General features: G+C 71.0%; 22 protein-coding genes. 10 read left to right on the top strand and 12 right to left on the bottom strand.

Going from position 1 to position 21,106, the window contains the following annotated elements; translation table 11 throughout:
• Positions 1-34: 34 nt before the first annotated feature.
• The gene (locus tag FHU35_RS13025) at positions 35-1,126 is read left to right on the top strand and encodes a DUF418 domain-containing protein (protein ID WP_145738996.1); all 1,092 of its coding nucleotides are present in this window, start codon (positions 35-37) and stop codon (positions 1,124-1,126) included.
• Positions 1,127-1,135: 9 nt separating this feature from the next.
• On the opposite strand, the gene FHU35_RS13020 is transcribed toward FHU35_RS13025, so the two are convergent.
• Positions 1,136-1,924: an MBL fold metallo-hydrolase gene (locus tag FHU35_RS13020; protein ID WP_145738994.1), complete on the bottom strand. Its 789-nt coding sequence runs from the start codon at positions 1,922-1,924 to the stop codon at positions 1,136-1,138.
• A 74-nt stretch (positions 1,925-1,998) separates the two neighbouring features.
• On the opposite strand from FHU35_RS13020, the gene FHU35_RS13015 reads away from it, so the two are divergent.
• Positions 1,999-2,208, top strand: a complete 210-nt coding sequence (locus FHU35_RS13015; RefSeq protein WP_145738992.1) for a DUF2277 domain-containing protein — start codon at positions 1,999-2,001, stop codon at positions 2,206-2,208.
• A gap of 1 nt (position 2,209) precedes the next feature.
• Here FHU35_RS13015 and FHU35_RS13010 read toward each other — a convergent pair whose 3' ends face one another.
• Positions 2,210-4,129, bottom strand: a complete 1,920-nt coding sequence (locus tag FHU35_RS13010; RefSeq protein ID WP_145738990.1) for a primary-amine oxidase — start codon at positions 4,127-4,129, stop codon at positions 2,210-2,212.
• Between the two features lie 162 nt (positions 4,130-4,291).
• On the opposite strand from FHU35_RS13010, the gene FHU35_RS13005 reads away from it, so the two are divergent.
• A complete protein-coding gene (locus FHU35_RS13005) occupies positions 4,292-5,545 on the top strand; it encodes an amidohydrolase (RefSeq protein ID WP_145738988.1) in 1,254 nt (417 codons plus the stop codon).
• Between the two features lie 10 nt (positions 5,546-5,555).
• Here FHU35_RS13005 and FHU35_RS13000 read toward each other — a convergent pair whose 3' ends face one another.
• Positions 5,556-5,855, bottom strand: a complete 300-nt coding sequence (locus FHU35_RS13000; protein ID WP_145738986.1) for a hypothetical protein — start codon at positions 5,853-5,855, stop codon at positions 5,556-5,558.
• 191 nt (positions 5,856-6,046) lie between these two features.
• Between FHU35_RS13000 and FHU35_RS12995 the strand changes: the two genes are divergently transcribed.
• Complete coding sequence (locus FHU35_RS12995; RefSeq protein WP_145738983.1) at positions 6,047-6,832, top strand: DUF1932 domain-containing protein; 786 nt, start codon at positions 6,047-6,049, stop codon at positions 6,830-6,832.
• 56 nt (positions 6,833-6,888) lie between these two features.
• Here the strand turns inward: FHU35_RS12995 and FHU35_RS12990 are convergent, their stop codons facing one another.
• Both FHU35_RS12990 and FHU35_RS12985 read right to left on the bottom strand, forming a co-directional pair.
• The gene (locus FHU35_RS12990; RefSeq protein ID WP_145738981.1) at positions 6,889-8,247 is read right to left on the bottom strand and encodes a serine hydrolase domain-containing protein; all 1,359 of its coding nucleotides are present in this window, start codon (positions 8,245-8,247) and stop codon (positions 6,889-6,891) included.
• Between the two features lie 123 nt (positions 8,248-8,370).
• On the bottom strand, positions 8,371-9,180 hold the full coding sequence (locus tag FHU35_RS12985; protein ID WP_145738979.1) for an oxygenase MpaB family protein: 810 nt from the start codon (positions 9,178-9,180) through the stop codon (positions 8,371-8,373).
• Between the two features lie 94 nt (positions 9,181-9,274).
• Between FHU35_RS12985 and FHU35_RS12980 the strand changes: the two genes are divergently transcribed.
• On the top strand, positions 9,275-9,940 hold the full coding sequence (locus tag FHU35_RS12980; protein WP_145738977.1) for a TetR/AcrR family transcriptional regulator: 666 nt from the start codon (positions 9,275-9,277) through the stop codon (positions 9,938-9,940).
• Positions 9,937-11,403 carry a CoA transferase gene (locus FHU35_RS12975; RefSeq protein WP_145738975.1) on the top strand — a complete coding sequence of 489 codons (1,467 nt, stop codon included), beginning with the start codon at positions 9,937-9,939 and terminating at the stop codon, positions 11,401-11,403. Before FHU35_RS12980 ends, FHU35_RS12975 begins: the two co-directional genes overlap by 4 nt.
• Before the next feature lie 319 nt (positions 11,404-11,722).
• Here the strand turns inward: FHU35_RS12975 and FHU35_RS12970 are convergent, their stop codons facing one another.
• From FHU35_RS12970 to FHU35_RS12955, 4 genes are all read right to left on the bottom strand, one after another.
• A complete protein-coding gene (locus FHU35_RS12970) occupies positions 11,723-13,033 on the bottom strand; it encodes a TRAP transporter large permease (RefSeq protein WP_222429360.1) in 1,311 nt (436 codons plus the stop codon).
• Positions 13,030-13,563, bottom strand: a complete 534-nt coding sequence (locus FHU35_RS12965) for a TRAP transporter small permease (protein WP_145738973.1) — start codon at positions 13,561-13,563, stop codon at positions 13,030-13,032. The genes FHU35_RS12970 and FHU35_RS12965 overlap by 4 nt, the downstream gene beginning before the upstream one ends.
• A gap of 9 nt (positions 13,564-13,572) precedes the next feature.
• Positions 13,573-14,580, bottom strand: a complete 1,008-nt coding sequence (locus tag FHU35_RS12960) for a TRAP transporter substrate-binding protein (protein WP_145738971.1) — start codon at positions 14,578-14,580, stop codon at positions 13,573-13,575.
• A 139-nt stretch (positions 14,581-14,719) separates the two neighbouring features.
• Entirely contained in the window at positions 14,720-15,379 is a 660-nt protein-coding gene (locus FHU35_RS12955; protein WP_145738969.1) for a TetR/AcrR family transcriptional regulator, read from the bottom strand.
• Positions 15,380-15,496: 117 nt separating this feature from the next.
• On the opposite strand from FHU35_RS12955, the gene FHU35_RS12950 reads away from it, so the two are divergent.
• The 3 genes from FHU35_RS12950 to FHU35_RS12940 all read left to right on the top strand — a co-directional run bounded on the left by FHU35_RS12950 (position 15,497) and on the right by FHU35_RS12940 (position 18,116).
• Positions 15,497-16,048, top strand: coding sequence for an NADPH-dependent FMN reductase (locus FHU35_RS12950; protein WP_145738967.1), 552 nt, complete (start codon positions 15,497-15,499; stop codon positions 16,046-16,048).
• Positions 16,049-16,116: 68 nt separating this feature from the next.
• Positions 16,117-17,349: a D-arabinono-1,4-lactone oxidase gene (locus FHU35_RS12945; RefSeq protein WP_145738965.1), complete on the top strand. Its 1,233-nt coding sequence runs from the start codon at positions 16,117-16,119 to the stop codon at positions 17,347-17,349.
• On the top strand, positions 17,349-18,116 hold the full coding sequence (locus tag FHU35_RS12940) for an IclR family transcriptional regulator (protein WP_145738963.1): 768 nt from the start codon (positions 17,349-17,351) through the stop codon (positions 18,114-18,116). Before FHU35_RS12945 ends, FHU35_RS12940 begins: the two co-directional genes overlap by 1 nt.
• A 15-nt stretch (positions 18,117-18,131) precedes the next feature.
• Here FHU35_RS12940 and FHU35_RS12935 read toward each other — a convergent pair whose 3' ends face one another.
• A complete protein-coding gene (locus FHU35_RS12935) occupies positions 18,132-18,926 on the bottom strand; it encodes an SDR family NAD(P)-dependent oxidoreductase (protein WP_145738960.1) in 795 nt (264 codons plus the stop codon).
• 87 nt (positions 18,927-19,013) lie between these two features.
• On the bottom strand, positions 19,014-19,391 hold the full coding sequence (locus tag FHU35_RS12930; RefSeq protein WP_145738958.1) for a VOC family protein: 378 nt from the start codon (positions 19,389-19,391) through the stop codon (positions 19,014-19,016).
• 66 nt (positions 19,392-19,457) lie between these two features.
• On the opposite strand from FHU35_RS12930, the gene FHU35_RS12925 reads away from it, so the two are divergent.
• Complete coding sequence (locus FHU35_RS12925; RefSeq protein ID WP_186459400.1) at positions 19,458-20,222, top strand: TetR/AcrR family transcriptional regulator C-terminal domain-containing protein; 765 nt, start codon at positions 19,458-19,460, stop codon at positions 20,220-20,222.
• Between the two features lie 83 nt (positions 20,223-20,305).
• On the opposite strand, the gene FHU35_RS12920 is transcribed toward FHU35_RS12925, so the two are convergent.
• Complete coding sequence (locus FHU35_RS12920) at positions 20,306-20,911, bottom strand: hypothetical protein (RefSeq protein ID WP_145738950.1); 606 nt, start codon at positions 20,909-20,911, stop codon at positions 20,306-20,308.
• Between the last annotated feature and the right edge of the window lie 195 nt (positions 20,912-21,106).

Genomic DNA, 21,106 nt, shown 5'->3' with positions numbered 1-21,106 from the left:
CGCGCAGCGGCACCCGCGGGGCACCGTGGTCGTCATGAGCACCTCAGCAAGCGAATCCTCCCGGGCGGGCGCGCCCCGGACCGCCGATCCACGACCTCCCCGCCCGCCCGGTCCGAGCCGGAACGGCCCGGCTTCCACCAGCACCGGCGGGACCGCGCCGCGCCGGATCACAGAGTGGGACGCCCTCCGGGGTTTCGCGCTCTGCGGCATCCTGCTCGTCAACGTCCCGCAGATCACCAGCATGCTCCACGGCTCCGAGAGCGGCGCGTCGCACCTCATCTCGACCGGCCTCGGGATGCTGGTGGAGCAGCACTTCTACCCGATCTTCGCGTTCCTGTTCGGGCTGAGCTTCTCGCTGTTCCTGGAGGGCGCCCAGCAGCGCGCCCGCCGCCCGCGCCTGATGCTGGCGCGCAGGTTGCTCGTCCTCGGGCTCATCGGCGCCGCACACCACGTGCTGCAGCCCGGTGAAGCGCTGCTGCCCTACGCGATCTTCGGCCTGCTGGTCCTGCTGCCCGCGTCGTGGTTGCCGAACCGGGTTCTGCTGCCCGCGAGCGCTCTCGTCGCCATCGCCGGGTTCGCCGCGGTCTCGGGCGGGATGTTCAGCATCCCGGGGCTGTTCCTGCTGGGGCTGGCGTGCGCCCGGACCGGGATCGCGCGCACGATCGACCGCCGTCCCGGGCAACTCGCCGCGGTGCTGGCCGTCGCGGTGCTGCTGAGCGTGCCGGCCGTCTGGGCGCAGCTGGTGTACCCGCCGGACGGTCCGCTGGCGACCCGGATCGCCGCGGCGGCCGGTGTTCTCGGCGCCGTCGCCTACGCCTCGGCCTTCCTGCTCCTGATCCGCACGAGGATCGGCCGGCCGGTGGCGGCCCTGGTGGAACCGCTCGGCAGGATGGCGCTGACGAACTACCTCACGGCCACGCTCCTAGTCGTCGCCGCGGCCGGTCCGCTGGGCCTGCGCGAATCCACCGACTGGTCCACCGCGCTGGTGCTGGCGCTGATCGTGCTCGCCGTCCAGGCCGGCTTCAGCCACTGGTGGCTCGGGACGTTCCGGTACGGGCCCGCGGAGTGGGCGCTGCGCAGCGCGACCTGGTGGAGGTTGGTGCCGCTGCGCCGCGCGCCCGCGTAGCCGCGCGCCTCACTCCTCGCGCACGAAGCGCAGGTAGCGGGCCGCCGAGCGCTGGACGATCTCGTGGGCGCCGGTGGGGATCACGGTGTCCCACCAGGCCCCGTGGAGGGAGTCGAAGGTGAGCTCGTCGAGGAGCTCGGCGGCGCGCTGGACGACGCCGGGCCGTTCCGGGATCAGGTTGGGGTAGCTGTACATGAAGCCGACGTGCGTGCGGTCCGGGATGACCTGGACGATGTCGCCGCTGAACAGCGACCCGCTCCCGGTGGCGCGGTGCAGGACCGTGCCGCCCGCGAAGTGGACGCCGAGGTTGATCAGCGTCAGGCCGGGGACGATCTCGTGGGTCGTGCCGCTCCAGAAGCGGATCGCCGGGTCCGGGCGGCCGACCCACTGCCGGTCGGCTTCGTGCAGGTGCAGGGGCGCGTCGAAGGCGCGGGCCCACTCGATCATCGTCGTGTAGTAGTGCGGGTGGCTGATCGCGATGCCGATCAGACCGCCCAGATCGTTGATGGCGCTGACGATCTCGTCGTCCAGGTAGGCCGTGCAGTCCCAGAGGACGTTGCCCGCGTCGGTGCGCACCAGCAGCGCGCGCTGGCCGATGGCGAACTTCGGCGCGCAGCCGATGCCGAGCACGCCGCCCTCGTCGCGCAGCACGGCGCTGTGCTCTGCCCGCAGCGCCTCCAGGTCGGTCCACTGCTGGCCGTCGCGCGGGACCCACTGGCGTTCGTCCTCGCAGATCGGGCAGTCCTCGCGAGCCTCGGCGTACTGCATCCCGCAGTTCGCGCAGATCGGCAGCCCCATCGTCCCTCCCCGGTGTCGGCGCCCGGACCAAACTACCGCTGGTCGCTGTCGGAGGTGAGGCGGACAATGCGGGCATGTGCCGCAGCATCAAGACCCTCCGCCCGCCCTACGCCGAGCAGGTCACCGACGCCGACGTCCGTGCGGCCGCCCTGCAGTACGTCCGGAAGATCTCCGGGTTCCGGGCTCCAGCCGCCCACAACGCCGAGAGCTTCGAACAGGCGGTGGACGAGATCGAGCGCGCCACCGCGAAGCTCCTCGGGTCGCTCGAGGTCAGAGGCCGGTAGATCACTCCCCGTGGCAGCCGGAGCCGGTCGAGCGCGGGACGTCGAGGGTGGGGTTGCGATCGAAGAACCCGACCGGCGTGAGCGTGAAACCCGCGCGGTCGACGGGCATGATCGGCCAGTCCTCGGGCCGCGGGAAGTGGGTGAGCCCGAAGGTGTGCCAGACGACGATGTCCTGGCCGTCGATGTCGCGGTCCTGCGCCGCCCAGGCCGGTAGACCTGCCCCGCCGGGGTTCTGGTTGACCAGATCTCCGGCCGGGTAGCGCTGCTCGGGGTCGTAGCGGGTGACCCACAGGTGCTTGGTCGCGAAGGTTCCCCGGGCGTGCACCGAGGCCGACTCGTCGGCCAGCATGACCGGCTGGCCTTCGGGGTGCAGGACGTAGGAGACGTTGTCGCCGTAGCGGTTCCGACTGCTCGGGTTGACGATGTGCCAGGTCCGGGCCCGGGAGTTGTCGGCGAGCCGAGCGGCCTCGCCCTCGGTGCTCAGCCGGGTTCGCTTGGCGCGGAACGCGTTTCCGCGCGGATTGGACCCGCTGACCGGGAGGTGTTCGGCCTCGACCTCCTCCACCGCGTTGCGCTGGCCGTCCACGGCCACGTCGAGCCGGGCGCAGAACAGGTGCTGGTGGAACGGGGCGCCCAGACCTGGCCCGATCTGGCTCGCGTGGTCGTGGCCCTCCTCGGGGTAGGCCGAGGTGAAGGTGATCCCGGTGGCCTTGCACTCCATCTCGATGGTCCCGTCCAGGTAGAGGTACCAGTAGAACCCGTAGTCGTAGTTGCCGACGGTGGTGAAGAACGAGATCACCAGCCTGCGCTGCCGCCGCGTCTCCTGCGATCCGGTGAACAGGTCGGTGTGCTTCCACAGCACCCCGAAGTCCTCCTCGTGCAGGCAGATCCCGTTGCGAATGGTGCGCGGGACGCCGAAGTCGTCGGCGATCACGGCGTCGAAGTAGTGGATCTCGCCCAGGCAGTCGCAGCCCAGTTCCAGCGAGTTGGTGTAGCGGGCGAACATGTACTCGCCGCAGTCGAAGTAGTTCTGCCAGAACCGCACCGGTGACGGGTCGGCGTAGGGCACCACCATCTCGGCGATCGACGCGCGGTGCAGCACCGGCCGCTCGTGGAACGACAGCTGGTGCAGCGTGAGGCCTTCGCGCTCGTTGAAACCGAGGCGCACGTCCCAGTTCTCCCAGCGCACCCGGTTGCCCTCGACGGCGAAGCTGGGTCCTTCGGGCTGGGTGATCTCGATGGGCTTGAGGCTCGTGCGGGGCGGGCCCGTGACCTCCGGGTCGTCGAAGTTGCCGGACTCCTGCGGGACCGGGAACTCGCGGTGGTCGATGACACGGGTGACCTCGCGGTGGGTGAGGTCGATGTAGGCGCACAGGCCGTCGACCGGGTGCGCCCACGGGTGGTCGGCCGCGTGGAACTGCTGGAACCCCAGCGACCGGATGATCCGCTCGCCCCGCTCCCCCGGCTCGTCGTACACCCCGGCCGACAGCGGTGCGGCGCGCACCGTCGCCGGGTCGATCCCCCGCTTGCGCAGCGCGGAGGTCCAGCGCTCGTCGGCGTTGACGATCTCCTCGACGAGCTCGAACTCGGAGTCGATGATCGGCGGCTGGCCGTCGACCGCGGGGTCGAGCCGCCGAACGCGATCCACAGTGGACCGCGAGGTGGAGACGACGGTGTCGTGCGAGACGCCGGTGGCCAGGTCCAGCAGCACCGCCCGGAAGCGGCGGTCCACCTCCTGGCCCGGCCGGTGCTCGAGCACGGCGGTCCTGTCCGGTTCTTCCAGCGCGACGAAGGTGAACCGGACGCTCTCGCCGAGAAGCCCGGCCTCCTCCAGCACCTCGCGGACCCGGGTCACCTCCTGCGCGGTCATCGGGTCCAGCGGGTGGATCGTCGTGGTGGCGGGCTGCTCGGCGATGGTCATGCGTCCTCCCCAGAACGGCCGCCGGTGCGGCGGCGAAGGCCCTCCCCAGCATGCCGCCGATGGCAGCCGCGAGCGAGGACGATCCCCCGAAGAGAGTCCGCGCGCTTCGCCCCGCGGCGTGCGAGCTGCGAGGCTGGACCCTCGCCGAGGGGAGGAGAACCGATGTCGGGGCTGCTGGCGGGGTTGGCCGACCGGATCGCGGGTGTCCGCGAGCTCTACGAGGACCTGCACCGGAATCCGGAGCTGTCGTTCCAGGAGGTCCGCACCGCCGGGGTGCTGGCGGAGCGGCTGAGGGAAGCTGGGTACGAGGTGACCACCGGCGTCGGCGGCACCGGTGTCGTCGGCGTGCTGCGCAACGGCGACGGGCCTGGGGTGCTGTTGCGCGCCGACATGGACGCGCTGCCGGTCAGGGAGATCGAGCAGGTCGACTACCGCAGCACGGTCACCGCGAGGGACGCCGACGGCGCCGAGTCGCCGGTGATGCACGCGTGCGGCCACGACACCCACATGGCAGCGCTGATCGGAGCCGCGGAGCAGCTGGCGGCGCGACCTGACGACTGGTCGGGGACCCTCCTGGTGGTCTGCCAGCCCGCCGAGGAGGGCGGCGGCGGAGCGCAGGCCATGATCGACGACGGCCTCCTGGAGCGCTTCCCCGCGTTCGACGTCGCGCTGGGCCAGCACATCGCGTCCGCGCCCAGCGAACACCTCTACGTGCGGCCCGGCGTGTTCATGGCCGCCGCCGACAGCCTGCGGGTCACCGTCCACGGCCGGGGAGGCCACGGCGCGCAGCCGCAGGCCACGGTCGATCCGATCGTCATCGCCTCGTCGATCGTGCTGCGGCTGCAGACCGTGGTGGCGCGGGAGATCTCCCCGGAGGACGTCGCGGTGGTGACCGTGGCCGCGGTGCACGCGGGCGGCAAGGAGAACGTCATCCCCACCACGGCCGAGCTCAAGCTCAACGTGCGCACCTTCGACCCGGAGGTGCGGGAGACCGTGCTGGCCGCCATCGGCCGCATCGTCCGCCACGAGGCCGCGGCGGCGGGCGCTCCCCGCGAACCCGGTATCGAGCCGATCAACCGGTTCCCGCTGCTGGTCAACGACGTCGACGCCGCGCGCCGGGTTTCCGAGGCCTTCGCCGGGGAGTTCGGCGCCGGGTTCGTGCACACGCCGCGGGCGAAGGCCGGCAGCGAGGACTTCGGCGCGTTCGGCACGGCGGCCGGGGTCCCGTCGGTGTTCTGGAACTTCGGCGGTTTCGACCCCGCGCTCTACGCGGATCCGGAGAATCCGAACACCGCGGTGGCGGCCGGGAAGGCACCCGGCAACCACTCGCCCGAGTTCGTGCCGACCGGCCTGGAACCCACCCTGCTGCGGGCTTCGTCCGCGCTGCTCACCGCGGCCGCGCTCTGGCTCGGCTGACCCGGCTCGATCACGCCTCCGGTTCGGCCGGCTCGGTGGCGCTGCCGTGCCGGGAACGCACGAACACGCCGATCGCGAAGCAGACGATCGCACCGCCGAGGATGAGCATCACCGCGCCCGGCGCGTGGCCGTGCCCCACGTGCTGCACGAAGAACAGGCCGGCCAGGTAGGGCAGGGTGACGGCGATGCCGAGCCGCGTCGGCAACCAGAGACCGGCGAGACCGGCGAGGATGCCACCGGTGAGGAAACCGCCGACCGTCGGATCGTCGAACCACACGACGACCAGGAACGCCGCCATCAGCACCAGCACACCCGCAGCTCGTGCGAGAGGGCGTGTGATCTCCGCCGACAAGGTACCGCCTCCAGATCCGGCTGACGTTCTCCAGCATCCACGGTAGCCGATGATCAACTGGGTGTGGGGCGGTTCTCGACGTCCAGACCGCGGCCGACGAACTACCTTCGGGGTGGAGGCGACGGTGGAGCGACCGGAGGAGGCACCGGATGGAGCAGTCGGAGCGGACCGTGATCGGCGTGCTGGGCCTGGGCGAAGCGGGTGGCGCGCTGAGCGCCGACCTGGCGGCGGCGGGCGCGGTGGTGCGCGGCTACGACCCCGAGGTGGCGGCCGGGGCGGACCTCATCGCGGCCACCAGCGAGTCCGATGCGGCCGGCGGCGCGGACCTCGTGCTCAGCGTGAACCGCTCGGCGGTCGCGGTGGAGGCGCTGGAGGCCGGGATCGGCTCGTTCCCGCCGGGTTCGGTGTGGGCCGACCTCAACACGGCGTCCCCGGAGAAGAAGCGGCGGCTGGCCGACATCGCCGAGCGGCACGGAGCGCGGTTCGCCGACGTGGCCATCATGGCGCCGGTCCCCGGACCGCGGCTCCAGGTCCCGCTGCTGATCAGCGGATCCGGCGGGCAGCGCGCGGCCGAGCTGCTGCGCGGCTTCGGCGCGAACGTCGAGGTGCTCGACGGGCCGGCGGGGCTGGCGGCGACCCGGAAGTTGTTGCGCAGCGTCTACTTCAAGGGCATGGCCGCCTCGATCGTCGAGGCTCTGGAGGCCGCCAGGGCCGCCGGTTTCGAGGACCTGCTGCGGGAGAACATCATCGCCGACTTCGCCGCGGCAGGTGAGTCCACCGTGGAGCGCATCGTCTCCGGGACCTACCAGCACGCGGTGCGTCGCACCGACGAGATGGCCGCGGCCACCGAGATGCTCGCCGACCTCGGCATCACCCCCACCATGGCCGCCGCCAGCCGAGACCTGCACGCCCGCTTCGGCGCGCACCCCAGCTGAGGCATCGCCCTCCGCACCGGCCGGCGACCGGTGCGGAGCCGCCGGAGCGAGCGAGATCAGCGATCCAGGACGGTGCCCAGGATCGCCTCGCCGTTCTGGGTCAGACCTCGCAGCGGGACGGTCCCGTCGCAGACGAGCACGGTGCACTGCGGATGCGGCACCAGGTCGGTGAGCAGCACCCTCGGATCGGCGTAGTTGATCGGGTTGAAGTCGAAGTCGAACGGGGGGTTCTGGTACGGGCCGGGGTCCGGGACGTGCTGGTCGCGGACCCCGCGCAGCAGGATCCGGAAGAAGTTGTGGTACAGGTCGGCGGGCAACGAGCTGGCGATGCCGGCGGCGTTCGGCGCGGTGTCGCCGAGCACCCCGGTCCACGTCACCACGATGCCCAGGCTGGGGATGACGAAGTTGTTCTGGTGGAAGGCGCCCACCATGGCGTAGAGGTCCGCGGGAGCGCTGGTGATCATCTGACGGTCCACGGTCTGGGCGTGCGGCACGTTCGCGCTCGTGCACGGCTTGCCCGCGTTGGTCCAGAACAGGAAGCCGTAGCAGCCGTTGGTGGCGCTGGGTTGCCGGAGCTGGGCGACGTAATCGGCGGAGACGACCCTGGTCCCGTTCCACTCCCCGTCGTGCGCCATCAGCAGCCCGAGCCGGGCGAACCGCTCCGGCGGGATGAACAGGTGTCCGTAGCCGTAGGTGTTGCCGGAGCGGTCGCGCAGCCAGAAGTAGTCGTGCGCGTTGATCCCGAGCGGCGCGAACAGCGCCTCCTGCGCGAACTCCTGGAGGTCGCGCCCGACGGCGCGCTGGACGACGAAGGCGAGCAGGTCCACGCCGCGCTGGCTGTACTCGAACGCGCTGCCCGGCTCGCGCACCAGCGGTTGCGCGAGCGCTTCCCTGGCGATGTTGACATCGGTGCCGGTGGTGGCGGCTTCGCTGGCGATCGCCTGCCGGATCCCGCTGGTCTGGGTGAGCAGCTGCCGGACGGTGATCGCCCGGTGCGCGGCGTCGCCCCAGCCGGCCCCCTGCGGCAGGTACCGGTCGATGGGGTCGTCGAGCTGGAGCTGCCCCCGGTCCCTGGCGATTCCGGTGAGCAGGGAGACGACCGACTTGGTCGAGCTCCACACGTTGACCGGGGCGTCCTGGGTGACGGGGTTGAGGGCACCGGTACCGACCAGGCAGTCGTGCCGGAAGACCTGCACCGAGGTGCGCATGTGCGTGTTGGCGTAGTCGAGCGCGTCGCGGACCGCCGCCGGATCGAGGTCGACATCCGCGGGATCGACCCTGGTGGCCGAGCCGGCGCCATCCGGAACGGCGCACTGGGCACCGGGCCGTCCGGGCTCGGCCGCAGCGGTGGCGCCACCTGCCGTGACGGCCAGGACCGCCGCCATGACCACGAGCCTCTTCACCCGCACCGGCATCGCAGGATCCCCCTCCGTCAACACCATCGTCGATCACGTGCCACCTAACCCAACGGGCGTCGAGCCCGGCAGGTTCGGTCGGGATGAGGGGAAGTTCCGGGCGGTGCCGTCGCGGGGGCTCGCTCAGGCCAGCGGCTTCCCGCGGCGCATGCGCATCCGCAGGTCCCACAGCGCGAGGTTGAACGGGAACCGGCGCAGCGGCCGAGGAGTCACGCCGAGCGCAGCGGAGACGACCGAGACGATGCGGTCGAACCGCTCCTGATCGCGGCTCGTCCACTGCAGGCGCATCTCCTCGCGGAACCTCGGCGGCAGGAACCCGGTGGTCATGAACACGTTGAACGGCCCGAACACGGCGCTCAGCGGTGCGGGCAGGAACTTCAGCGCCGCCACGTCGTGCAGGAACCCGCGCACGGTGTCGTCGATGTGCACCTCGTCCAGCTGCTCGTCCCAGTACCGCTCGAACTCGGCGCGATCGGCCGGCCAGTTCTCCTCGCGCACCTGCAACGTCGTGCCGAGCGCGGAGGAGGACCGGTACACCTCGTCGAGGTCGGGTTCGGCGACGTCGCCGAAGAGCCGGTAGATGTCCTCGATCCCCCGGTACAGGCAAGCGGCGACCCACAACTGCAGCTCGGGGTCGAAGGCGTTGTAGGACACCGGGCTGTCCTCGGTGGAGCGGACCTGCGCGTGCTGCTTGTCGACCGCGCGCCGGTAAGCCTTGCGCTCCTCGTCGGAGCCCAGCGTGGCCACGGCGATGTAGGTGATCGTGGTGCGGGTGCGCTTGACCGGGTGCTTGAACAGGTTCCCGCTGTCGACCCGGCTCTCCACCACGCCGTGCCCGACCCCGGGGTGGCTGAGCTGCATGATCACGTTCGCGGCACCGGCCAGCAGCCCGGCCCCCAGCACCGAATCGTCCACGCTGCTGCTTCGCTGCATCGCACGACCTCCGCGACCACCCGGCGCACTTTTTGGAAACGATCGTTCTCACATACATGAGACGAGTAGCCGCGCGAGATGTCAAGATGGGTCGGTGGCCACCACTCCCCTGCGCGTCTACGGCGGCGTGACGGGCTCGGACCGCCAGGCCGAGCGTCGCGCCCTGTTCATCGAGTCCGGGCTGGAACTGCTCGGCTCCCCCGACGGCGAGGCGGCGCTGACCGTGCGCGGCGTCTGCCGCCAGGCCGGACTGGCCAACCGCTACTTCTACGAGAGCTTCACCGACAGGGACGAACTGGCGACCGCCGTCTACGACCACGTGGTCAACGAAATCGCCACCACCGCGCTCGACGCCGTGGCCGTGGTGCAGGAACCCGAGCGGAAGGTGCGCACCGGGCTGGCCAGGATCGTGCGGCTGATCGCCGACGATCCGCGACGCGGCAGGCTGCTGTTCTCGCCTTTCCTGTCCGGCACCCCGCTCGTGCACCGGCGGACCGAGTCGACGCGGCTGTTCACCCAGCTGCTCGGGACGCAGGCGCGTCAGGTCTACGGCATGCAGGGCAGCACCCGGCTGGAGCTGCTGTCGGGGTTCCTGGTCGGCGGGCTCGCCCAGACGCTGACCACCTGGCTCGACGGCGAGCTGGACGCCACCGAACCCGAGGTCGTCGAGTGGTGCGCCGAGATCTTCCTCGCCACCTCCGAGTTTCCGCAGCAACCGGGCCGAACGTCCATCCACGTCCCCGACGGGAGCGAACCGTGACGCTGACCGACCGGATCACCACAGCGGTGGCCACACCCCGAACCGACGACGACTTCGACGCGCACGCCGAGTTCACCGACGTCCTGGCCGGAATCGGGATGAGCCCCTCGGACACCGGCGGGCAGGTCCGCTTCCTGGGCGCCGATCCGGTCGTGCCGAGCACGCTGCGGCTGGGCGGCGCGGCCGCGATCACCCTCGCCGCCAAGTCCGCTGCCCTCGCGCACCTCTGGCGGATGCGCGGAGGCGAGGGCCAGGACATCGAGGTCGACCTGCGTTCCGCGCCGCACCGGTTGTGCCCGTTCTACGACCGCAGGTGGGAACTGCTCAACGGCTACCCCGGCGGCGGGGAATCCAACCAGGCCTTGGGTTTCCGCTTCTACCCCACCGCCGACGACCGCTGGGTGATGCCGCTCAACCCGTACCCGAAGATCAAGGCCGGTGCGCAGCGGCTGCTCAACGCACCGGAGGACTCCGCGGCCGTCGCGGCGGCCATCGGCCGGTGGAAGGCCCGGGACCTCGAGGACGCCGGCGTCGAGGCGGGCGTGGTGATGCCGATGCTGCGCACCGCCGAGGAGATCCTCACCGAACAGCAGTACACCGAGCACTTCGCCGGGATGCCGCTGGTGGAGATCGAGCGCATCGGCGACGCCGAACCCGAACCGCTCGCACCCGGCGCCGAGCAACCGCTGTCGGGCCTCCGCGCGCTGGGGATGGGGCACGTCATCGCCGGGGCCGGGACCGGTCGCGCGCTCGCGCTGCACGGTGCCGACGTGCTCAACCTCTGGCGTCCCGGCGAGTTCGAGCACGAGAGCGCCTACATGAGCGCCAACGTGGGCGTGCGCTCGGCGACGGTGGATCCCCGGACGCACCGGCAGACCGTCGCCGACCTGCTGGCGGGCGCCGACGTCTTCTACGCCAACCGGCGTCCCGGCTACCTCGGCGAGCTCGGGCTCTCACCGGCCGAGGCCGCGGAGCTGCGACCCGGGATCGTGCACGCGACCACCACGCTCAACGGCGAGACCGGACCGTGGGCCGACCGCGTCGGTTTCGACCAGACGGCGGGCAGCCTCGTCGGCATGATGCACCTGGAGGGCGACGGCACCAAGCCCAGGCTCTCACCGATCCTGGTGGTCAACGACTACATCGTGTCGTGGCTGCTGACCGCGGGCATCAGCAGCGCGCTGGCCCGCCGCGCCACCGAAGGCGGCAGCTGGCGAGTCCACGTCTCGCTGACCCGCGCCGCCCTCTGGATCCTCAGCCTGGGCGTCTTCGACCGCGAGTACGCGGCCGCCACCGCCGGGCACGGCGAGCAGCACCGCTACGTGGACCCCGAGACCTTCACCGCCGACACACCTCTCGGGCACTACCAGGGCGTCACCGACCAGGTCCGCATGACGGCCACCCCGGGCCACTACCGCCACGTCCTCCTCCCCCGAGGAGCAGCCCGCCCAACCTGGCTCTGACCGAGACGTCCCCGGCATTTCCCAGTTTTAGGGATCATTGCAGAATCACTTTGCGTGGCGGTGCGGGTGGCGGAACCTCACACGCCGTCTGGACTCCGTGCGCCACTCCTGATGTATGCCAATACACGGCGTCGCGGCGTACTCGCCAGACAGCGTGTGAGAACCCGCGGCGGTGCAGGTTGAGTCCCACACCTGAAGCAACGGCACCGACGCACCAGGTCCCAGTTTTAGTCATAACTGAGCCGACATTTCGGACATGATCATGGCTCGGTTTGGACTAAAACTGGGAAGTCGGGACGAGAGGACGGAACTGGCCGGGTCAGGTGATGAGGCTGGGGAGGTAGGTGGCCGTGCCCGGTACGGCGATCATGAGGAGGATCAGGGCGAACTCGATCGCGAGGTAGGGGGCGATCCCCCTGAAGATGTCGCCGAGGTCGAGCTCCGGGACCACCGACTTCATCGTGTAGAGGTTGAGACCGACCGGCGGCGTGATCACCGCCATCTCCAGGTTCACCACCAGCAGCACGCCGAACCACAGCGGGTCGAAGCCGAGCTCCTCGATGGCCGGGACCAGGATCGGCGTCACCACCAGCAGCAGGGACGCCGCGTCCACCAGGCATCCGAGCAGGATCAGCACCAGCATGATCCCGATCAGCACGACGTAGGGGTGCACGTCCAGACCCACCACGAAGTCGGTGAGCGACTCGGGAACCCGCGCCACGACGAGCATCTGGGTGAACACGAACGCCGACCCGACGATCGCCAGCATCGCCGCCGAGACGGTCGCGGTGGAGGCGAAGATGAGCTTGAGGTTCTGCCAGCCCAGCTTCCGGTACACCAGCCCGGTCATCGCGAACGCCAGCAGCGCACCGATCGCCGCCGCCTCGGTGGGCGTGGCGAAGCCGGTGTAGATCGAGCCGAGCACCAGCACGATGAGCACCAGCGCCGGGGTGATCTTGCCGATGGCCGCCCACCGCTCCCGCCAGCTGAAGCGCTCGCCGTCGCGCGGCGCGCTGTCGGGGTTGAGCTTGGCGCGCACCACGACGTACCCGATCATCAGGGTCGCCAGCAGCAGACCCGGCACGATGCCACCGGCGAACAGCGAGGCGACGCTCTCACCGGTGACCGAGGCGTAGAGGATGAACATCAGGCTCGGCGGGATGAGCATGGCCAGCGCCCCGGAAGCGGCCACCGAGCCGGCCGCGAAGCCGGGTCGGTACCCGCGCGAGAGCATCTCGGGCACGGCCATCTTCCCGATCAGCGCCACCGAGGAGATGCTGACCCCCGACATCGCGCCGAACAGCGTGGAGGACGCGATCGCCGAGGCCCCGAGCCCGCCGGGAACCCGGGTGAACCAGCGGTGCGCAGCGCCGAAGAGGTCGCGCCCGAGCCCGGTCACGGCCAGCGCTTCGCCGAGCAGGATGTAGAGCGGCGCGGCCACCAGCGCGTACTCCTGCAGCTGAGCACCCATGGCCAGCGGGACGAGCTTGAGGCCGTCCGGCCCCGAGAGGCACAGCAGACCGGCGATGCCCGACACCGACAGGGCGATGAAGATCGGCGTGCGCATCGCGATGAGCACCAGCAGCAGGAGGACCGCCAGCGCGACGACCAGTCCGTGGGAGAGGATCACGCGTTCGCTCCGTCCTGCGCGGGGTCGGCGCCCGCAGCGGTCGCGGCGAGCTCCGGCTCCGCGTGCGGCGGGAAGAGCACCGCGACGAGCAGCAGGAACGCGCCGGAGGCGCAGAGGATCAGATCCGGTATCCACAGTGGAACGCTGAAGGTCCCGGAGCCGGTGAGTCCGTGGCCGTAGGACACCAGCACGGTCTGGAAGCCGGTCACCGCCAGCACCAGTCCGAGCAGCGCGGCGGCCAGCGCGGTCACCGCGTCGGCGACCCGCCGCAGCTTCGGCGGCAGCGACCGGTGCACCAGGTCCATCGAGATGTGGTGCCCGGTGGCGTACAGGTGCGGGATCGCCAGCACCGTCACGGCCAGCACGGCGCTGGAGTTGAGCGGGTAGGCCCAGTCCGTCGGCGCGCGGAAGGCGTAGCGGGCGATGACGTCGTAGCTGATGGACAGCATCATCAGACCGGTGGTGACCATGGCGAGCACGGCCAGGGACCGGGTTCCGATCAGCACGAGGCGGCGGAGGTGGTCGAGCATCGGCGCTCCTCAGGCTTCGCGGATCAGATCGAGCGCCCGCTGCGCGGCGACCGGGTCGCCCAGCAGGTCGCGCCACCGCTGGTGCACGGACGACGCCGCGTCCTGGAACGGCCTCAGCCGCGCCTCGTCGAGCTCGATCAGCTCGACCCCGGCTTTCCGCACGGCGGGCAGGTATTCGTGCTCGTGCACGTCGATGAGCTTCGCCGTCCCGTCGCGGAAGAGCACCCGGCCGGCTTCGTCGAGGGCGTCGCGCTGCTGCCCGGGCAGCGAGTCGTACCAGTCGCTGCGGCAGTAGGCGTCCACGGTGTACGCACCGAAATGAGCGGCGGTGCCGTAGCGCAGGATCTCTTGCAGGTCCCGCGAGACCACGGTGCCCAGGTAGCTCATCATCCCGTCGATCGTGCCGCGCTCCAACGCCTGGTAGAGCTCGGCCGATCCGAGGAACACCGGTGCGCCGCCCAGCGCTTTGACGGTCTCGCCTTCGATCTCACCCGCGACGCGCATCCGCAGCCCCCGCACGTCCTCAGGAGTGCGGATCGGCTTGTCGATGGTCCAGAGGTATTCGAACCCGGTGGCCATGCCACCGAGCACGCGCATGTTCTGCCTGCCGAGCTCCTCGTTGATCAGCCGCGACGCACCGCTGGCGGGGTCGCACGCGCGCAGGTAGCGCGCGAAGTCGTGCGCGGTGAAGGGAAGTTCGAGCGCGCCGAGGATCGGGAAGCTGGAGGACACGTAGGAGCTGGTCTGCACGACCACGTCGGCGACGCCGTGCAGCATGCCGGGGACCAGTTCCTCAGCGCCGAGAAGCTGCCCGGAGGGGAACACGTCGAAGTCGAACCCGCCGAGTTCGCGCGCCTTCCCCAGGAACATCTCCACGCCCGGGTACAGGTCGTCGTAGGACGTGGTCAGGTAGGTGGCGGCGACCGGCCGGTGCGCGCCGGGCGCGCACCCCGCGATCCCGGCGAGCGCGCCCAGCCCGGCCGCGGCGAGGAAGCCGCGCCTGGGCAGTGCGCTCATCGCGGACTCCCGCGAAACCCCGGGGGCGGCAACTCGAATCGCGCGTCGTGCACCGGCGGACTCCCTTCACGCATGAGCCGCCGGAGGTTCGCACCGCGAACGCCGATTCGCCAAATCGCGCTTCCCGCTCAGCGGAAGCTCATGCCAGGGGTGTCGCGAGCCTGGTCACCAGGTCCTGCCAGCCGGCGTCGAGCCGGGACCGGCCGAACCCGCGCTGCTCCACCAGGTGGTGCAGCAAGGTGGTGTCGATCGAGGCCAGCAGCGTCTCGGCGGCGAGCTCGATGTCGGTGGTCGCCTCGGTCTGGCGGAGCAGGATGGTCAGGTGACTGCGGCGCAGGGCGCGCGCGGGCACCTGGTAGCGCCGCTCGACCGGAGGCTGGGCGGCCAGGTAGAGCTCCATGTTGTCGAGCTCGTGGCGCATCACGGCGGGCCCGAACGCGCGCAGCCGCTCGATGGCCGGAGCGCCGGGACCCAGCGGTGGCGGTCCGGACAGGAACGCTTCCTGCAGCCGCCGCTCTACGTGGTCGAGCAGGGCCAGCAGCAGACCGTTGCGGTCGCCGAAGCGGCGGAAGACCGTTCCCTTGCCGACTTCGGCTTCGGCGGCGACGGCGTCCATGGTCAGGTTCGCCGCACCGCAGCCGCCGTTCATCAGCCGGGCCGCGGCGTCGAGCAGCTTGGCCCGGTTGCGGACGGCATCGGCGCGCGGTCGACGGCTTCCGTCCGAGGCCGTCACCTCCAGCTCGACCGGTCCGCTCAGGACGTCTCCGGTCGGCTCGATCGGCGGCATGCCAGCACCCATGCGCACAGCGTAACGCCTCCCACCGCTATCTGGACCGCAGTCCGCTTGCGTGGTAGAAATGCATCCGGACCACGGTCCGCTTGTCCTTCACCGTACTCCTCAACTGGAGAGATACCAATGTCCGTCAAGATCCTCGCGCTCGTCGGCAGCCTCCGCTCCGGTTCGCACAACCGTCAGCTCGCCGAGGCCGCGCGCAGCCTCGCCCCCAGCGATGCCGAGATCGTGATCTTCGACGGTCTCGGCGACCTGCCCTTCTACAACGAGGACATCGACACCGAGGCCGACGTGCCCGCAGCCGCCACCCGGCTGCGCGAGGTCGCCGGTTCGTCCGACGCGTTCCTGCTGTTCTCGCCCGAGTACAACGGCACCATCCCGGCCGTGCTGAAGAACGCGATCGACTGGTTGTCCCGTCCGTTCGGCGCGAGCGCGCTGTCCGGCAAGCCCACCGCCGTCATCGGCACCGCCTTCGGCCAGTACGGCGGGGTTTGGGCGCAGGACGAGACCCGCAAGTCCGCGGGCATCGCCGGGGCTTCGATCGTCGACGAGATCAAGCTCAGCATTCCCGGCTCCATGACCCGCTTCGCCGAGACCCACCCGGCCGACGACCCGGAGGTCGTCGAGCAGCTGACGACCGCGATCGCCAAGCTCACCGCGAACATCTCGGCCTGAGCACCTCCGGCGGCGGTGCGGCGGGAAGGCCGTACCGCTGCCGGGCCATCGCGGGTTAACGTCTTCGGGTGGCAGGCACGACGAACTGGGCGAAGAACCTCACCTACCGGGCGCAGCGGACGCACCGACCTTCGAGCGTCGACGAGCTCCGGCGGATCGTTTCCGACAGCGACGGGATCAAGGCGCTGGGCTCGCGCCACTGCTTCAACGACATCGCCGACACCACGGCGGACCACCTCTCGTTGGACTCGCTGCCCTGCGACGTCGACATCGACGGCGACATCGCGTGGGTTCCGGCGGGCATGCGCTACGGCGAACTCGCCGCCCGGCTCGCCGCTTCCGGTCACGCGTTGCACAACTTGGCTTCGCTGCCGCACATCACCATCGCCGGGGCGACCGCCACGGGCACGCACGGTTCCGGGGTGCGCAACGGCTCGCTGAGCGCTGCGGTGGCCGGGCTGGACATCGTCCGCGCCGACGGCGAGCTCGTCCGGCTGCGTCCTGAGGACCCCGAATTCGCCGGTGCCGTGGTGCATCTCGGCGCATTGGGCATCGTGACCCGCATCGGACTGCGGATCCAGCCGGCGTTCGACGTCGCCACGACCGTGCACCTCGGTCTGAGCTGGGACTCGCTGCTGGGCGAGTTCGAGGCGATCACCTCCTCGGCCTACAGCGTCAGCGTGTTCACCGATTTCGACGAGGTCGTGCAGGTCTGGGCGAAAGCCCGCGTGGGCGTGGACGATCCGGTCGCACCGCACGGCACGCACCCGGCCGACGTGCCCACGCACATGCTGCGCGGCAGCGCGATCGACAACCTCACCGAGCAGCTGGGCGTCGCAGGCGCGTCGCACGAGCGGCTGCCGCACTTCAAGCCCGGCTTCACGCCGAGCCACGGCGACGAGCTGCAGAGCGAGTACTTCGTGCCCGCCGAGCACGGTGCCTCGGCATTGGCGGCGCTGCAACCGCTCGCCGACAAGATGGCGCCGCTGCTGCACATCGGCGAGGTGCGCACCATCGCCGCCGACGACCTGTGGCTGAGCCCCGCGCACGCCTCCGACTCGGTGGCCTTCCACTTCACCTGGCGACCGCAGCAGCAATCGGTGCAGCGCCTGCTGCCGGACATCGAAGCGGCGCTGGAGCCGTTCGGCGGCCGCCCGCACTGGGGCAAGCTGTTCACCACCGAACCGGCCGACCTGGACCTGCTGTATCCGAAGCTGGCCGATTTCCGCTCTCTCGCACGCCGTTTCGACCCCTCGGGGAAGTTCGGCAACGAATTCCTCCGACGCACGATCGGACTGTGATGGCCGAGCGGCGAGGACGGCCGGTCGGCGCGACCGGCCCGGTGGTGCGCCGCACGCTGCACCTGCTCGACGCCTTCTCGCCGGAGCGCACGGCGCTGTCGCTCAGCGAACTCGCCCGCAAAGCGGGGCTTCCGACATCGACCGCCTACCGGATGCTCGGCGACCTCGTGGCCTGGGGCGCGCTGGAGCGCGGCGAGGACGGCGCCTACCGGGTCGGCCTGCGGCTGTGGGAACTGGCCGCGCTGGCACCGCGGGGTCTCGGGCTGCGCGAGCGCGCACTGCCCACCATGGAAGACCTCTCGGCGGTGACCAGGGAGAACGTGCAGCTGGCGATCCGCGAGGGCACCGAGGCGGTCTTCGTCGAACGGATCGCGGGCACCGGGGCCGTTCCGGTGCGCACTCGCGTGGGCGGGCGGTTCGCGATGACCGCGACGGGAGTCGGGCTGGTGCTGCTGGCGCACGCGCCCAGCGCGGTCCAGGACGACGTGCTGGGCGAGGAGATCCCGCGGTTCACCGACCTGACCGTGACCGATCCGGCGGCACTGCGGCGAATGCTGGCCGAGACCCGGGCGTGCGGGTACTCGGTCAGCGACCGGCAGGTCACCGACGACGCGCTCTCGGTGGCGGCGCCGGTGCACGACCACCGCGGCGAGGTCGTCGCCGCGGTCTCGCTGGTCGTCCGACACGGCAGCGCCACCCCGAGCTCGCTCAGCGCGCTCGTGCGCGCCGGTGGGCGCGCCATCTCACGAGCGCTCGCCGAACCCTGATCCCGGCCGGCGCGATCAGGGCAGGATGGAGTCCACGTACCCGCCGTCGACGCGCACCGCGGCGCCCGTGGTGGCGGAGGCCAGCGGCGAACTCAGGTAGACCACCATGTTCGCGATCTCCTCCGGCTCGATCAGCCGCTGCAGCAGCGACTGCGGCCGGTGTTCGAGCATGAACTGGCGCTGCGCCTGGTCCCACGGCAGCGACGGGTCGACGAGCTCGTAGACGAACTTCTCCACACCACCGGTGTGGGTCGGGCCGGCGATCACCGAGTTCACGGTCACCCCGGTTCCGGCGGCCTCCTTGGCGAACCCGCGCGAGGCCGCCAGCAGCGCGGTCTTCGACATCCCGTAGTGGATCATCTCGGCCGGGATGACCACCGCCGAGTCGCTGGCGATGTATTGGACGCGGCCCCACCCCGCGCTCGTCATCCCCGGCAGGTAGGAGCGGGTGAGGCGCAGCGCGGAGAGGACGTTGACCTCGAAGTAGCGGCGCCAGTCGTCGTCGGTGATCTCCATCGCCGGCTGGGCGCCGAAGATGCCGAGGTTGTTGATCAGCACGTCCACCTGCGGCAGTGCCCGGACCAGGTCCGCGGTGCCGGACTCGCTGGTGACGTCGGCCGCCGCCGCGACGGCGTCCGCGCCGGGAACGTCCTGCTGGAGCTGGCGCACGGCCTCGTCGACCCGCTCCGGAGTGCGCCCGTTGAGGGCGACCCGAGCTCCGGCTCGGGCCAGCCCCTGAGCGATGGAGTACCCGATCCCCTGGGTGGAACCGGTGATCAGCGCGGTGCGTCCCGAAAGATCTAGCTGCATGCCCGCGAGGATATGCCGCCGCCACCCTCCACGCCCTCCCGCTCCGGACCCGCGCACGTCGAGGCCGGAGCGGGAGCGGAGGACCCCTCAGCCGTTCCAGTCGACGAGCTGGACGATCACGCCGTTGGGGTCGCGAACCTGGAAGGCGCGCTCGCCCCACTCCTCGGACGTGAGCGGCATGGTGATCGCGACCCCTTCCGCCCGGAGACGCGCGAGCTCGCCCTCCAGATCGTCGACCTCGAACGCCAGGATCACCCCGGCGGCGTGGTCGTCGCGCTGGTCCTCGGGCAGCGAGGCCAGGCCCCGCCGCAGGAACACCACGCTGGTCCCGGAGTCCTCCCGGGTCAGCGAGGCGAAGCCGTCGGCGGCCATCGCCTCGTCGAAACCGAAGTGCTCCACCAGGAACCGGCTGGAGGCCGCCACGTCCTCGACGTTGAGCGACACCGCCGCAGCATTGATCCGCATCCCGAACCCCCTTCTGCGAATTTTTCCGTACGAGGTACAGTGTACACAGTACGGAGGTGGTTCGTGATGGTTGAGCGGAGCAGCGCCGGAGACCCCGGCAAGACGCTTGCCCTGCTGTGGCGGCACAAGCTCGGCGAACGGGCACCGCAGCGCGGCCCGCGCAAGGGTCTGAGCATCGACCAGGTCGTGGACGCCGCGATCGCGCTGGCCGACGCCGACGGCCTGGCAGCGGTGACGATGCGCCGGGTCGCCGAGCGGCTCGAGGTGTCCACGATGTCGATGTACACCTACGTGCCCGGCAAGGCCGAGCTCCTGGACCTCATGCTCGACGGCATCTACCAGCGGATGCCGCGAGAACCGCTGGAAGGCCTGCCGTGGCGGGAGCGCGTCGCGGCGGTCGCGGCGCAGAACCGCGCGCTCTACCGGCGGCACCCGTGGACGTTGCGGGTCTCCACGAGCCGTCCTCCCCTGGGGCCGGGCCTGATGGCCAAGTACGAGCACGAGCTGGGAGCGTTCCTCGACGTCGGGCTGGAAGACCTGCGCATCGACTCGGCGCTCACGCTGGTGCTCGACTTCGTCCACTCCGCCGAGCTCGCCCGCGCCCAGGCCGAGGCGGCGCAGCGCGACAGCGCCACCACCGACGAGCAGTGGTGGCGCGCCCACGAACCACTGCTGGCGGAGGTCTTCGATCCTGGCGAGTACCCCCACGCCGCCCGCATCGGTTCGGCCGCGGGCACCGAGCTCCAAGCCGCGCACAACCCCGAGCACGCCTACGAGTTCGGGCTCCAGCGCATCATCGACGGCCTCGCCGTCCTGATCGAAGGCCGCTGAGCGCGAGGGACGGCGGGCACACATCAGGAGCCGCGCGCGGAGGCGCTCAGAGTTCGCCACCCGCAGCCACTCCCCCACCAGCTTCAGGGGCGGGGAGCCGCGGCGGTGAACTCCTCGTCGATCACCGCGACCTGCTGGTCGATCCAGGGCGGGATCTCCTGGTCCGGGCCGGGCACGTCCGTGCCCTGCACCTGCACCAGGTACTGGCCGTACCGCAGGTCGACCCACCAGCTGTCGCAGGTCCCCGGCCTGCCCGTGATCTCACCGCACACGTACCGCACCTCGTCAGCACCGGCCGGTGGCCGCTGCGGGAAGCGCTGCGGGGTCTCGTCGAACCCCTCACCACCACGGGGGTCGACCCGCCCGAACGCCCAGCCCGCCCACCGCGCCGAGGCGTAACGGCGGACGGTGTGGTCGATCTCGACCCCGTCACCGCGCTGCCACGTGGCGGTCGCCTGCTGCTGCGCGCCCCAGTCCGAGGGCAGCGGACCCGGATCCACCGCTCCCGAGGCCCGGAGACCCGCAACGGCAGGCGGTGGGACGTCGACGAGCTCGGCCGACGACACCTCCCGCCGCTGCTCGCCGGGCTGCGCCAGCCACCACCACACCAGGGCGCCCGCGACCAGCACGGCCGCGAGCACACCGGCGCCCAGCAACGATCGGCGCATCACGGTGGTCGACTTCCCCACCTGCGACAGGTTCGGTGTCACGTCGTCGAGCTGTCCGGACGTCCGGTTCCTCGCCCGGCGCCCGGCCCGTCCGCAAACTTCTCCGCCATTCTCGATCTCCCCCACGATGGTGTTGCCCCCGATGGCACGCAGCATCGCAGGGCAGTTCCGGGGCCTCAGTCGAAAAGCGTCGCGTCACCCGTACAGCGCAGTCAC

The sequence above is a fragment of the Saccharopolyspora dendranthemae genome (assembly GCF_007829955.1).
In the GTDB taxonomy this organism is placed as follows: domain Bacteria; phylum Actinomycetota; class Actinomycetes; order Mycobacteriales; family Pseudonocardiaceae; genus Saccharopolyspora; species Saccharopolyspora dendranthemae.
The sequence above is the reverse complement of the archived record's forward strand: the minus strand, read 5'-3'. Positions and strand labels throughout refer to the sequence as shown.